Genomic DNA, 13,285 nt, shown 5'->3' with positions numbered 1-13,285 from the left:
AAAGCCGTCCCGTGTGCGCGCAGCCCACCCCACGGCCCCGTGAGCGCGACGGGAGCTCCCCGCTCCACCGCGACGCATCGACCGCGCGGCCGCCCTGGCGGCGCCCCCTCGCCCTGGCGCTCGCGGCGGCGGCCGTGGTCGTGCCCGCGCTCGCTCTCCTTGGCCTTGTCGCGGCGATCCTCGTGGGCACGCGCACCGCCGCCGCGTGCCTCGCCTCGATCGAGGCGCCGCGCGGCCCGGCGCTGCCCGACTGCAGGCCCGAGATCCGCTGGTTCGCGCTGCCGTCGCGGCTGCCCTGGACCCACAGGGCGGCGAGCGAGCTGGCCGAGGAGCTCGGCGTGCGCGCAGCGATCGCCGACTACACCGACGCCGCGGTCGGCCGGCCGGATGGCGCGGCGCTCGTCGGCGCAACCGAGGCGGTGGCGACGGCCCAGGCCACGGTCGCCGCCGGGACCGGGCGCGTCACGTTCGATGAGCTCGGGCCCGCCTGCGGCGCGCCGAGCCTCGGCCGCGAGGCGGCGAGGCTCGGCGATCGCCGCACGCTCCTCTCGCAGCCGGACCGCTGGACCGACTGGCACGTGCGCGTGCACACCCTCCGCGCGGCGCTCACCGAGGGCGATCTGCAGCGCGCGCTCGCGATCGCCAAGGAGTACGCGGCGATGGAGCCCCGCGACGAGGATCTGCGCACGACCACCGGCGCGATCCTCTGCCTCGGCGCAAGCGCCGAGGCGAAGCGCGGCATCGAGCTCCTGACGCTCAACCAGGACGACCGGGCATCGAGGCGCTACGCCGGCATGGCGCGCAACTGGGGCGAGGTCCGCGCCGTCCTCGTCGCCTGCGCCGCCCGGGCCGGCGTGGAGCCTCCGCCGATGCCAGAAGCCCCCGAGGCCGGCGTGGCCGACGCCGTGGAGGTGCGGCTCGCGCAGCGCGCCCGCCTCGCCGCCGCCCGGAAGGACGCCGCCGAGGCGACGCAGCGCGCGACGCGCGCGATCCGCGACCTGCTCGGCACCTCGGCCGCGCTCGATCCCGAGGCCCGCGGCGATCTGCTCGCCGTCGTGCTGGCGAAGGACGAGGCGCTCGACGCGGCCGAAGCCGCCGCGCTCGCGCGGCCGGACGACGATGGGGACGAGCCCGTGGCCGGAGAGGCAAGCCTCGACGGCGCCCCGGCGCGCGCGGAGCCCCGCGTGCCGACGGCGCTGCCTGCGAGCTCGCTGCGCGCGCTCGACTGGCTCCCGGAGCGTGGGCTCGCGAGGCCCGTGATCGCCGGGTCGTTGCGCGCGCGCGCCGCCGCGCGCGCCGCCGAGCTGGCCGCCGCCCCCCAGCTCTCGCCGTCCCAGGCCGACGCGCTGCGCGCGGCCGCGGGCGCGCTCGCGCTGCGCGCCGCCCGCGAGCTCGCGCTCGAAGGCGACGCGCCCCGGGCGGTCGACGCGCTGGATCGCCTTGGCCCGCTCGCGCCGGAGGCGGCCCGCGCGCTCGCGCGATCGAGCGCGTGGGCCCTCGTCGGCGAGCGCGATCGCGCGCTCGATCTCGTCGAGCGCGTCGATCTCGCCGCCGCGCCGCCAGCGCTCCGCGCGGCCGTGCTGCTGCAGCGCGCCGAGCTCCTCGCCTCGAGCGGGCGCCGGCGCGACGCCGCGCGCGCGGCCGTGCTCGCCGACGAGGAGGCCGCCGCGGCGCGCGCGGCGGTGCCCGCCAGCGAGGCGATGCCTGCCCGCGCGGAGCTCGCCCTGCTCGACGCCCGATCGCGGTGGACCCGGCTCTCCCTCGCGCTCCCTCCGGGCGACTCGCCGCTCCGACAGGGCAGCCCGCCCGCCCAGCTGACCGCGGGCCACGCCGCCGCCTGGCCGTGGGTCGGCTTCGCGAGCCTCGACGCGCCCTGGGCGCGCGACGACCAGCCGGCGCTCTCGCGCGCTCTCTCCGCCTGGAGCGCCGCGCGCGACGCGCCGCCGCCCACGCGCCGCGCGCTCCGCTACGCCGCCCTCCGCCGGCGCGGCGACGCGCCGCCCGCGCTCGTCCCGTACGCCGCGCTGTCGGCCCAGCTGCTCGGCGACGGCGAGGGCGATCCCGAGGTGTGGCTCGACGCCTTCCTCGCGCTCGACGCCTCGCGCTTCTCGCTCCGGAGCTATGCATTCGCCCGCGCCGAGGCGGCGCGATGGCGTGGAGATGAAGGCAGCGCGGCCGCATGGCAACGCCGGTACGACGCCCTGCGCGCCGTGGCCTCCGACCCGGCCCGCGCCGAGATCGCGCGCTACCTCGGAATCTGACGCCGACCGACGCTGACCGACGCCGACCGACGCCGACCCGCGCGGCGGGACCGCGAAAAACCTGGAGATCCCGCGGTCGCACACCTGGCGGCGGAGGGGCTTCATTCCTACGCTACGGCCTGGCTCGCGACGATCTGCTCGCGGGGGAGTCCTCATGTGTCCTCATTGCGGAAAGAACGCGCCCGTCATCCACCGCGGGCTCGCCGCGTACTGCACCGCGTGCGGTCGGGAGCGCCTGCCGTTCGCGGGCAAATCGGTCAGCCTGGCGGGGCAGCCGTCCAGGGTCGGCGGCGCGGTCGCCGGCGTGCTCGGCTGGCTGGTCCTGGTCGGCGGGACCGCGCTGGCGCTCCTCCTCGGGCTGGGCGCGGCCGCGCTGTTCCCGGGGTCGATCGCCGGCCTCGCGATCGGCCTGCCGATCGGCTTCGTCGCCCTCGCCTTCGGCCTGCTCCTCCTGCTGGGCGGACGGAAGCTCTCTCGCTCCGGGGCGAAGGCCTCGCGCGACGCACAGGTTCAGGCGATCTTCTCGCTCGCGTCGCACCGCCGCCGCCCGCTCACGGCGCAGGAGGTCGGCGTCGCGCTCGACCTGCCGGCCCCGGAGGCGGACGCCCTGCTCACCGAGCTCGCCAAGGAGCGCCCCGGCGACGTGGGCGTCGAGATCGGCGAGCGCGGCGAGATCCTCTACACCTTCCCCGGGATCTCGGGGGCGTCCGCCGTCCGCTTTCCCCGGCCGTCGCTCCGCATCGATCCGGGCGAGGGCGCGGCCGACCCCGCGGCGCGCATCTACGCCGACGAGTTCGAGGAGGAGGACGCGGGGGCGTCGCGGGCCCCGCGTCGGCGCGAGCAGCTCCGCTGAACATGTCCTGCGGCGCGCGTGCTAGCCTCGGCCGCGCGCGCCCATCGAGCGCCCGGCGCGCGCCGTCGTCGCCCTCGATCCATGGTTCGCCGCGGGGGCGCTCCGGGCTGCTCGCCGCAACCGACCATGAGATGCTCCCCTGTCGCCCTGCTGACCTCCGCCGCGCTCGCGCTCCTCGCGCTCCTCGCCCCCTCGCGGGCCGACGCCTTTGAACGGCAATGGCATGCCGGCGCCGGCGTCGGGTACGCGCTCCTCGCGGACGGCGGGACGTACCCGGGGATCGGCGGCAGCCTGCACCTCGCCTACGGGCTCACGGACGCCTTCAACGCGGTCGCCGAGGTCAACACCGCGTCCCACCCGGGGGGCGATCTCATGCTCCTCGGCGCGTCCGCCGGCGCCACGTACGTCATCGATATTCTGCAGTGGGTCCCCTACGTCGGCCTCATGACCGGCGCGTACGACAGTGTGCGCCTCGCGCCCTGCGGCTCGTCTGGCCAGCCGGGCTGCCACCGGGGGCAGTTCGGGGTCTCCATCCCGTTCGGCATCGACTACGCGTTCAATCGCGAGTTCGCCGCCGGCTTCGCCGGCAAGTACACGCTGCTCCTCCCTGGCGCGGGCGACGGTCCGGGGAGCTATTTCACGGCGTTCGCCCGCGCGGAGTTCCTCTGGGGATACTAGAGCAGGGTGCAGGCTCGTAGGATACGGGCTCAGCCGCGAGGCAGGCGCGCGAGGCGTACGAAAGTACGCCGCAGCGAGCCGAACGACGCGGATGATCCCGTGGCGCACGACGATGCGCCCCGCTCTGGGCCGTGTGCGCCTGGAGAGAGGAGGAGCGGACCGTGGAACAGCTCTGGCAGCGCATTTCCGAGGGCCGGCACACGGCCTTGCTGAACATCGTCCCCGGGGATCCGCCGGCACGGCTCGGGCTGCGGATCGTGCGCGTGCGCTGCGACGTCCCCGAGATGACGCTCGGACCGCTGCGCGACGCGCGGACCCAGATCGAGCGCCTCGCCGGCGGGGCGCAGCCGACGCTCGATCAGGCGCGCAGCCGCGCCGCCCCGGGGCTCCGGCGCCGCCTCCTCGGCGACGTGCACGAGCTGATGGTGGACGCCGAGTTCATCGAGACCGCCAACCGCCTCGCGCAGCGGGCGGATCGCACGTGGGCCATCGTGTTCGACGCGGTCGAGCACGCCGATCCTGCCACGCTCGACGTGCTGCGCCGGGTGGTGTCCCGCCCCGACGCGCTCCGCGTCGCGCTCGTCCTCTCCTTCCGCCTGCACGCGCCGACCGGCCCCGCAGGCGGCCTGGTCGACGCGATGCGCGCCGCCTGCGGAGCCGACGCGCTCCTCCGGCCGGCCGACGGCGCGATCACGCTGACGAGCGCGACCACGCCGCCGCCGCCGCCGCCGCCGCAGGTCGCGGTGCGCGAGCTGCCCGGCGAGGTGCTCCGGGTGCTCCGAGCCGGCGCGATCGTCGGCTCGGGGTTCGAGAGCGAGCTCGTCGCCGCGCTCCTCCGCGTGGACACGCTCGACGTGCTCGAGGCGCTGCAGCGCGCCGCGGACGCGGGTGTTCCGGTCGAGGACCGCGGCGACGGGCGCTTCCATCTCCCGCAGGAGACCGTCGATACGCTCCGCGGATCGATCCTCCCGTCGCTCGCCCGCGTGTGGCACCGGCGGCTCGCGACGCTGCTCAGCGAGGAGCGGATCGAGCCGGACGCCCCGGCCGCGCGCGAGCCGCGCGCCGCGCTGGGCGTCGTCGCGGCCGATCACCAGGCGACCCATGCCGCGGCGGCGCCCGCCCATGCCGCGGCGGCGCCGGCTCATGCCGCGGCGCCGCCGACCCAGAGCGCGGCCATCCTCACGTCGACCGTCGAGCGGCACGTCATCGGCGGAGCGAACCTCGGCGTGCCTCGCGGCGACGACCCGACCACGAGGGCCGCCGCTGCGCAGGCAAAGGCCGGGGCGCCGCCGCTCTCGACGGCGCCGCCGTCCGCGTCGTTGCCCGCCATGGCGACGCCGCGCACGATGGCCGCCGCGCCCCCGCCAGCGGGCCCGTGGCCGTCGACGGCGTCACCAGCGGCCGCTTCGCCCGGCGCGCCCGTCGCCGGCGGGCCGACCCCCGAGGCCGGCGGCGCGGCGACCGCCGATGAGTGGGAGAAGACCGCCGACCCCACGCTCTCGGTGGTGCGCGGCGGGGTGCCGCGGGCGGCCGAGACGCTGAGGCCGCCGCCAGCCATGGCCCATACGGGCGGTGCGTCCATGAGCAACACGCGCCGCGCGCCGCCGCGCGTCACCCAGGACAGGCCCGCGCCGATGGCCCCCGCAGAGCCCGGCAATCCTGCGTGGCCCTACGCCGATCTGTTCCACCGCAGCCCCGAGAGCCGCCGCGTCTCGGAGCCACCCGAGTCCATCATGTTCGACGCCCCGCCCGACTCGCTCGACGCGCCCATCCCGGGGCCGATGCGGGTGCCCCGCGATCTCGCGTCCCTCGGCGGCGCCTTCCCGGACGAGCCGAGCCGCTCGGCCCGCGGAGCCTCGCTGCGCGTCCCTGCCGCGCTGTCCGAGCGATCGTCTTCCGGATCCCGCCACGCCTTCTCCTGGCCGGCAGCGACCGACTCCGTCGCCGGGCGCGCCGCGGCCGAGTCCCTGCGCGCCGCGGCGCCGCTCGGCGTGTCCATGTACCCGGCGCCCGCGGCGCCCGATCGCGCCGAGGCAGCGGGCGCCGCGAGCGCGGCGGCGCACGGCGCTGGACGCCACCTCCACGACGTCCGCGCGGCGGCGCACCTGACCGAGGCGGGCGAGCACGAGGAAGCGGCGCGGCGCTACTGCGCGGCCGCGGTCGAGGCGGCGGACATGGGCGCGTACGCCCAGGCGCTGAGCTACGGGCGGAAGGCGCTCTCCCTGCTCGACGGCATGCCGGCCACGCCCGCGCGCCGCCGGCTCCGCATCGGCGCGCTCGCGGGCATCGCTCGGGTGCAATGGCAGGCGGCCGGCCCGGACCCCGCCAGCACGCTCGCGGGCGCGCTCGAGGTGCTCGACGCCGCGCGCGCGCTCCTCGCGCAGGGCGACCCGCCGGAGCTGCACGCCGAGGTCGCCACGCTCATCGCCGGCGTCTGTTACGACATGGGCGACGCGCGCTCGCTGGAGCGCGCGCTGGAGGAGCTCGCGACCGCGAGCCGCCAGCTGCTCGACGCCGGGGACGCGCTCGGCGCGGCCCGGCTGCTCAACGATCAGGCGGCGGTCCACGTGCGCATGGGCGATCCCGTCCGCGCGACGCACCTCCTGATCGAGTCGCGCCGGACCTTCGAGGAGCGGGCCCGGGTCGATCCGTCGGCGCGCGTCGAGCTCGCCGAGACCGACCACCTCTTCGCGCGGATCCCGCTCCACGTCCCCGCCCGTCCCGGGCGTGAGTCCGACGCGGTGTCGATGGGCCTCGACCACGCGCTCGCCGCGGAGCGCGCCTACAAGCAGCTCGGCGACACCCGGGAGCTCGCCCGGGTGTGGGAGACGATCGGCCGGCTGGAGCTCCGCAACGGCCGCCTCGACCGCGCGACGCAGCGCCTGACCGCGGCGATCGAGGCCGAGGAGGCGCTCGGCGACCTGCTCGGCCTGGCCCGCTCGACGGCCGCGCTCGCGGAGGTGCTCTCGGCGAAGGGGTTGCACCGGGAGGCGCTGGCGGTGCTGGCCGAGTCGATGGTGATGAACCTCGAGAAGGGCTCGCCGCTCGGGCTCGCGTACAACCGCCGCGCCCTGAACGCGCTCGTCCCGAACATCTCGCTCCAGGGCGAGGAAGCCGAGGAGCTGCGGAAGCTCGCGGCGCAGCTGGCGGCGGCGGAAGCGGCCCTCGGCCGCGCGAAGCTCCCCGGCGAGCCCGACTGAGGCGGGCCCGCGCCCCGCGGCCTTTTGACCTTGCCCGCGCTCCGCGGCCTTTGACCTTGCCCGCGCCCCGCGGCCTTTGACCTTGCCGGCATGCGCCCGCTCCGGCGAAATGCGCCGCATGTCGTCCTCCTCGACGCAGCGCAGGCGCCATGGCGCCGCGCGGCGCTCCTTGCTCGGCTTGCTCGGCTCCCTCGCCCTCTCCGCGGCGTGCGCGCCGGCCCCGCCGGTCCCTCCGGCGGCTGCGCCTCGGCCTGCCGCGTCCGCGCCTCCGGCGCCGCCTTCGCCCGCGGGACCGCCGCTGTCTACGCCCGCGCCGGAGCGGCCCGGGTACGCGGGGCACGGCGCGGCGAGCGTCTCTCCGGAGATCCTGGCGCGCTACGCGCCGCCTCCGCTCCCGGACGACGTCTCGCGCCGGATCCAGGCCATGCTCGACGTGCGCGCTCCTTCCGGAGGCGTCCTCGGGCCGGATGGCAGGGCGCTCTACTTCACGTGGACGATCACGGGGACGAGGCAGGTCTTCCGGCTCGACGGGCCGCAGCGCTTCCCGCTGCAGCTGACGGGCGGCGAGGATCCGACCGTTGTGGCGGACGTCACGCCGGACGGCGCGCGCCTCGTCCTCTCGCGCGACCGCAAGGGCGAGGAGAACCCCGGGCTCTACCTACAGGACGCGAAGGGCGGCCCGCTCGTCGCCATCCAGCACATGCCCGGCGTGCAGACGCAGCTCCAGTTCGTCTCCGACGACGGGCGGCACGTTTACTATCGGGCCAACGACGTCAAGAAGGACGCGTACGTCATCTACCGGTACGACATCGCGTCGAGGCAGCGAGAGGTCGTGTTCGATCGCGAGGGCATTTGGCGCGCCGTGGACGCCACGGGCGACGGCCGCCTGCTGCTCGCGAAGGACGTGGGCTCCAACATGAGCGAGTTCTTCGAGTGGGCGCCTGGCGCGAAGGCCGCTCCGGGCGCCGACGCGCTGACTCCCCTCTTCGGGCAGGGCGAGCGCGAGGACTACAAGGCCCTGTACGGCGCGGCGCCCGGCGAGATCCTCGTGCTCACGCCGCGCCTCGGGGAGCACCGCCGGCTCTACAGCTGGAAGGCGGGGAAGCTCACGCCGATCTCGCCGGAGATCCCGTTCGACGTCAGCGCGTTCTCCATCGATCGGGCGAGGAAGAGGATCCTCTACACGGTGAATGAGCGGGGTTACACGCGGCTCCGCGCGCTCGACGCGAGGTCGCACCGCGAGATCAAGCTGCCCGCGCTCCCGGCGGCGGATCATGTGACCCCGGTCTCGACGACGCGGGACGGCCGGTTCACGACGCTGCTCCTGGAGACCTCGACGTCCCCGGCGACGGCGCATGTCCTCGACTGGACGACTGGCAAGCTTTCGCAGTGGCACGCTCCGAGCATGCCCGAGATGGCGCCGGGCGCATTCTCGGCGACCACGCTGGAGTCCTATCCAGCGCGCGACGGGGCGCAGATCCCGATGTTCGTGCGCCGCCCTGCGCGGTGCGAGCGGCCTTGTCCGGTGATCGTCCATTTCCACGGCGGCCCGGAGGTCCAGACCAGGGCTGGGTTCAGCGCGCGGGCGCAGATCTTCGTGGACGCCGGGTTCGTGTTCGTCGAGCCGAACGTCCGCGGGAGCGACGGTTACGGCAAGACGTGGCTGCACGCCGACGACGGCGCGAAGCGGCTCGACGTCATCACGGACATCGAGGACGCCGCGAAGTTCGTCAAGGCGAGCTTCGGCCACGAGGGCCGGCCGCCGAAGGTCGGCATCTTCGGCGGCAGTTATGGCGGCTATTCTTCGCTGATCGGCATGACCATGTTCGCCGGCGCGTACGACGCGGGCGCGGCCGTCGTCGGGATGAGCAACCTCGTGACGTTCCTCCAGAACACGGCGCCTTACCGGCGCATCCTCCGGATCTCCGAGTACGGTGATCCCGAGAAAGATCGGGACGCGTTGCTCAAGCTCTCGCCGATCACGTACCTCGATCGGGTGAAGGCGCCTCTGCTGATCGTGCAGGGCGTGTCGGATCCGCGGGTCCCTGCGGGTGAGTCGGTGCAGATCCAGCAGGCGCTGGAGGCAAGGAAGATCCCGTCCGAGCTCATCCTGTTCGCCGACGAGGGGCACGGCGCGCAGAAGCGGGACAACCAGGTGCTCCAGTATGGGCACCTCGTGCGTTTCTTCCGGGCGCACCTCGGGGGCGGGGACGGCAGGCAAGGAGAGAAATGAACCACCATGACGCCAGGAGCCTTTCTCTCCTTGGCGTCCGTGGTGTCATGGCGGTTCTAGATTCTGCTCTCTTCTGGCGGTTTCAACCCGTCAAGCTCCGGAGTGAGCAGCGGAGTCGTCACGCGAGCGCAGACGCGCTGGCCGGTGGGCGTCGCGCTGTGCTGGTCCCGGCTGCGGCGCGAGGTGCGCGCGGGAGATCGCCGAAGATCTCCTGCATCAACGACGTCTTGCCGTGGAGCCGGAGCACACACTCCACGAGAAGCTTCGCCGCGCGATAGGTGTTGATCCACTCGTCGCGCGCGGCCTTCATCGCCGGGGTCATGGTGCGGCGCGCGAGCCGGGTCTTGCGCACGCTCCGGATGAGCGGCTCGAGGGCGTCCCGGGAGCGCTCCAGGTCGGCCGTCCATGCCTCGCGCTCGGGCAGCTGCCCCTCGTGCTGCTCGAGCACCTCGATCGCGTGGGTCAGCGCCGCGGCGAGCGCCGCGGGGCGGCCGCGCAGCACGGTGGCGAGCGACTGGCCCTGGAGGAGCTCGCGGGCCAGCGCGACCCCGTTGGGCCGCGAGGCGGCGTGCTCCACGAGGCGGCGCAGCAGGCCGCGGCCCGCCGCGACCGGATTGGCCCGGCCGCCCCTCGAGCCGCGGGACGCGCTGGCAGGCACGGGAGCGGCCGTCGCGTCCAGCTTCGCCTTGCGCAGGGCCTCGGTCGCGGCGTCGAGGCGCGCCGTGACGGTGCGCAGCGCCGTCACGAACCCCGCGTCGACCGGCAGGACGAGCTTCTGTATCTGCGACGCGGTGAGGCGGCCATACGTCTCGATGTCACGCTGGTAGATGTAGGGATCGGGCATGGGAGCGACTCCACGGCGCGCGGGCGCGTTCAGGGCGGGCGCCATCATACCTGTCCCCGGCGTTGACGAAAGGAGTCGACCTCGCGAGAGTGAAAACGACGGGGCGTCGACGACGGCGATGATCACGAAACAGCTCAGGAGCCTGTTGATGATCCGGTCGCCGAACGCGCCACGACCCCGGCCTGGCGCGCCGACCTCGGCGGCAGCGGCGCGCGCCCCCTCGGCGGCAGCGGCGCGCGCCCCCTCGGACGCAGCCGGCGCTGCTCGCGCGGAGGCGCCTGCGCCGCCCGAGCCGAGCGAGGCGCACGCGCCGCGGCCGACCGGCGAGCCGGCCGCGAGCCACGCGCCGGCGGTGCCGAGCTACCTGCGCGCAGCGACGAACGCGCCCTCGCCCGCCGCCGCGTCGATTTCACCCGCGGCCGCGTCGCTCTCGCTCGTGCCGGAGGGGATACGGAACTTCAAGCTCCGCCAGGCAGGCCCGCGACCGCTGCTCACGGGCAGCAGGTGAAGAGCGCGCTCGTGTCGTGCGCCTCGGGGCAGATCGCGGTGCCGGAGCTGTACCAGATGCGGAAGATCCGCTGCCCGACGTCTGCGCACATGGCGCTGGCTTCTTCACCGAGCGTCGACTGCGCCTGGCACACGTCCCCGTGGTCGATCTTGGTCGTCCAGCACAGGCGCGACGGAAGCGGCTCCGCCGCCGGGCAGCACGCATAGACGGCCCCTGTCGTCTCGCTGGGCCCGCACCCAGGGACACCCCGGTCGTACGTGAATTCGGTGAGATTCGCGCCCCGGTTGCTGCATGTGATGTAGGCCTGATCCTTCAGATCGCTGCTGTCATGACAGGTGAGGCCGTCGCCGAGCTGGCCGCGCCAGCACTCGGTCGGCTCGCCGTCGAGGCACGTGTGCTCGACGCCGCGGTAGCCGCCGTCTCTACACGGATCGAGCAGCCTGACGTCGCTGAGGACGAGGCCCTGCGCGTCGCACACCGCCTCGACGTCGCTCGTCAACTCCTCCGCGGTCCGGCAGCCCGCCTCTTCCTGCGGACCCGTCGGCTTCTCGCGGGGCTCCCCGGTCGCCGTGCCGTCCGCCCCCTCGGCGCTGCTCTCGGCGCTTCGCTCGCCCTTTTGCCCAGCCACCTCCACCGGAGCGCTGGCGCCGCCGGAGCCTCGGCTCCACGCGGGGAGCGGTCCGCGCGACGCGTGGAGCGGCGCCCGTTCCAGGGGGTCGACCCACCCCGGGCTCGGCGGGAGCGCGACGGCCGGCGGCTGGGCGCGCGCGCGCGACGGCGGGGCTGGGGTGCGGCCTTCGGGGAGCTCGCCGCGGCGCTCGTCTACGGGCGCGTCGCGCGCGTCCGGCGGCGCTGCCGAGCTGTGCGGCGCGGGGGGCGAGGTCTTCGGCGGCGGAGCGAGCCGGCGGGGCGGCTCCCGGAGGAGCGGGGCGTAGATCCGGGGCGCCGCCGTCGGGTGGCCCTCGGCCGGCGTGCGCTCCGGGATCCCGCCGTCCGCGTGGGGGCGATCACCGACGATCCCGATCGCGGGCTCGACGGCCGGGCTGCGCGCGGAGACCTCGGGGGTCACGGGGCGCTGGAGGGCCGCGCCGAGGGCGACCGCGGCCGTTCCGGCGGCGAGGGCCAGCGCGAGCGGGCGCCCCACGCGCCGGGCGAGGGACGGGCGTTCCCCGCGGAGCCGCGCGCCGAGGCGCGCCGCGAGCCGGGGCGATGGCGTCACCGCCGCGAGCCGCTCGTCGACCTCACGCAGCAGCGCGAGCAGGTCGCGATCTCGCGTCATGGCCCCACCTCCCACCCGGCGTCGCGGAGCCGCGCGACGGCCCTTTGAATCAGCTTGCACACGTACCCTTTGGAGTGGCCAAGGACGCTCCCGATCTCCTCCTGCTCCTTGCCGTCGAGATAGAACATCGAGAACGCCACCTGATCCTTGGGAGGCAACGTGCCCAGCGCCTTGAACGCCCGACGCAGATCGTCGCGCGCGATGGCCACCTCTTCGAGCATCGGGCGCGGATCGGCCTCGTCCTGCCCGAGCAGCCAGCGGATGGGCGCGAGTTCGAGGAACCGGTCCCGGCGCAGGCGGTTCAGGCAGCGATTCGAGGTCGCCCGGTACAGCCATCCTTCGAGGTTGTCTCGATCGGTCAGCGTCGCGAGCGCCTTCATGAGGTCGAGAAACACGTCCTGCGTCACATCCTCGGCCCAGGCCACGTTGCCGCGGCCGTAACGGAGGGCGAGGCGGTACACCAGGGGATGGTGGCGGCGGTACAGCGCCTCGGCGTCCAGCGCCGCTGCGCCCGAGGCCCGCACCCTGGACGCCGGGAGGTCCTGGGACGACATGGGAGCGATGTGCTCGGGCGGGTCGTACCGCTCGCCGTCTGCGGGACGGGGGAGCAGCTCCTCGGCCCCGGCCCGAGGGCCGAGCCGGGATCGCGCGGCTACGTTCACGGGAGCCTCGGCGCGAGGGACCCGTCCGCCGCGATGCACCATGAGCCGACCACCAGCGCCGTCATCTCGCACTCTACACAACCGAGATCGCCGCCGGTTTCCTCTCCGCGCGCCGGCGGTGACGATCGCGCGGCCGAACCCCGGGGGCGCTCGCGGCGCGCGCCCCGCCGCGGAGCGCGCCTCCGCCTCGCAGCAGCTGACGCCACCCATGGCTCAACCGTCGGCCCGATCGCCGCAACCGCCAAGGTCTCGACCTGGTCGAGCCCTCATCTCTCTCCTGAGCCAGAGGCCTCGACCTGACCAGCCTCTCGTGTCCGACCTGCCGCCAAGATCGCGATCTGGCCGAGCCCTCCTCTGCCGGCCGCCGCCAAGGTCGCGATCTGGCCGAGCCTTCCTCGGCCAGCTGCCGCCGAGGTCGCGATCTGGCCGAGCCCTCCTCTCCACACCTGCCGCCAAGGTCTCGTCCTCGCGGAATCCTCCTCTCGGGGTAGTGGTCAATTTTGACCAACGGGCCCCTCGCGACCTTGACGCCTGACGCGCTCCCGCTCCCGAAGCGCGACCCCTCCCACACCTTCCGACCGCCGCGCCCGCGCATCGCCGCGCGCCCCGCTGACGCTCGCGTCCGACGGCGCGAAAACGCCGTCAAACAGGCTGTAAACGCGCACGCTGGCTAGGACATCTGGTGTCATACCCACGCAGAAACGCCGGGAAACATAGGCGATTCGTTGCTATCTTGCAGGGTACTTAGCAAAGCGCCCCGCCTCGGC

At 74.9% G+C, this 13,285-nt stretch carries 9 protein-coding genes; 6 read left to right on the top strand and 3 right to left on the bottom strand.

Annotated features, from left to right (window positions below; translation table 11 throughout):
* Positions 1-11 precede the first annotated feature (11 nt).
* From WME82_RS14300 to WME82_RS14280, 5 genes are all read left to right on the top strand, one after another.
* Complete coding sequence (locus WME82_RS14300) at positions 12-2,261, top strand: hypothetical protein (protein WP_438043286.1); 2,250 nt, start codon at positions 12-14, stop codon at positions 2,259-2,261.
* Between the two features lie 154 nt (positions 2,262-2,415).
* A complete protein-coding gene (locus tag WME82_RS14295) occupies positions 2,416-3,114 on the top strand; it encodes a hypothetical protein (protein ID WP_437871509.1) in 699 nt (232 codons plus the stop codon).
* A gap of 126 nt (positions 3,115-3,240) precedes the next feature.
* Positions 3,241-3,792 carry a hypothetical protein gene (locus WME82_RS14290; protein WP_437745986.1) on the top strand — a complete coding sequence of 184 codons (552 nt, stop codon included), beginning with the start codon at positions 3,241-3,243 and terminating at the stop codon, positions 3,790-3,792.
* A gap of 161 nt (positions 3,793-3,953) precedes the next feature.
* Positions 3,954-6,992: a hypothetical protein gene (locus WME82_RS14285; RefSeq protein WP_438043285.1), complete on the top strand. Its 3,039-nt coding sequence runs from the start codon at positions 3,954-3,956 to the stop codon at positions 6,990-6,992.
* A 118-nt stretch (positions 6,993-7,110) separates the two neighbouring features.
* On the top strand, positions 7,111-9,225 hold the full coding sequence (locus tag WME82_RS14280; protein ID WP_438043284.1) for a S9 family peptidase: 2,115 nt from the start codon (positions 7,111-7,113) through the stop codon (positions 9,223-9,225).
* A gap of 118 nt (positions 9,226-9,343) precedes the next feature.
* On the opposite strand, the gene WME82_RS14275 is transcribed toward WME82_RS14280, so the two are convergent.
* A complete protein-coding gene (locus WME82_RS14275; RefSeq protein WP_438043283.1) occupies positions 9,344-10,069 on the bottom strand; it encodes a hypothetical protein in 726 nt (241 codons plus the stop codon).
* A gap of 118 nt (positions 10,070-10,187) precedes the next feature.
* On the opposite strand from WME82_RS14275, the gene WME82_RS14270 reads away from it, so the two are divergent.
* Positions 10,188-10,577 (top strand): hypothetical protein, encoded by a 390-nt coding sequence (locus WME82_RS14270; protein ID WP_438043282.1) that lies wholly within the window; start codon positions 10,188-10,190, stop codon positions 10,575-10,577.
* On the opposite strand, the gene WME82_RS14265 is transcribed toward WME82_RS14270, so the two are convergent.
* Together WME82_RS14265 and WME82_RS14260 are read right to left on the bottom strand one after the other, a co-directional pair.
* Positions 10,561-11,856: a hypothetical protein gene (locus WME82_RS14265; protein ID WP_438043281.1), complete on the bottom strand. Its 1,296-nt coding sequence runs from the start codon at positions 11,854-11,856 to the stop codon at positions 10,561-10,563. The genes WME82_RS14270 and WME82_RS14265 overlap by 17 nt on opposite strands.
* On the bottom strand, positions 11,853-12,518 hold the full coding sequence (locus tag WME82_RS14260) for an RNA polymerase sigma factor (protein WP_438043280.1): 666 nt from the start codon (positions 12,516-12,518) through the stop codon (positions 11,853-11,855). Before WME82_RS14260 ends, WME82_RS14265 begins: the two co-directional genes overlap by 4 nt.
* Positions 12,519-13,285: the final 767 nt, after the last annotated feature.

It is taken from the genome of Sorangium sp. So ce128 (genome assembly GCF_051525245.1).
Lineage (GTDB): Bacteria > Myxococcota_A > Polyangia > Polyangiales > Polyangiaceae > Sorangium > Sorangium cellulosum_B.
Note: the sequence above shows the minus strand (reverse complement) of the source record. Positions and strands in the feature narration are given on the sequence as shown.

What these genes read in the sequence shown, in the direction of transcription:
- WME82_RS14295 (WP_437871509.1), top strand. Translation starts at nt 2,416, where the DNA reads ATGTGTCCTCATTGCGGAAAGAACGCGCCCGTCATCCACCGCGGGCTC.
- WME82_RS14290 (WP_437745986.1), top strand. Translation starts at nt 3,241, where the DNA reads ATGAGATGCTCCCCTGTCGCCCTGCTGACCTCCGCCGCGCTCGCGCTC.
- WME82_RS14280 (WP_438043284.1), top strand. Translation starts at nt 7,111, where the DNA reads ATGTCGTCCTCCTCGACGCAGCGCAGGCGCCATGGCGCCGCGCGGCGC.
- WME82_RS14275 (WP_438043283.1), bottom strand. Translation starts at nt 10,069, where the DNA reads ATGCCCGATCCCTACATCTACCAGCGTGACATCGAGACGTATGGCCGC.
- WME82_RS14265 (WP_438043281.1), bottom strand. Translation starts at nt 11,856, where the DNA reads ATGACGCGAGATCGCGACCTGCTCGCGCTGCTGCGTGAGGTCGACGAG.
- WME82_RS14270 (WP_438043282.1), top strand. Translation starts at nt 10,188, where the DNA reads ATGATCACGAAACAGCTCAGGAGCCTGTTGATGATCCGGTCGCCGAAC.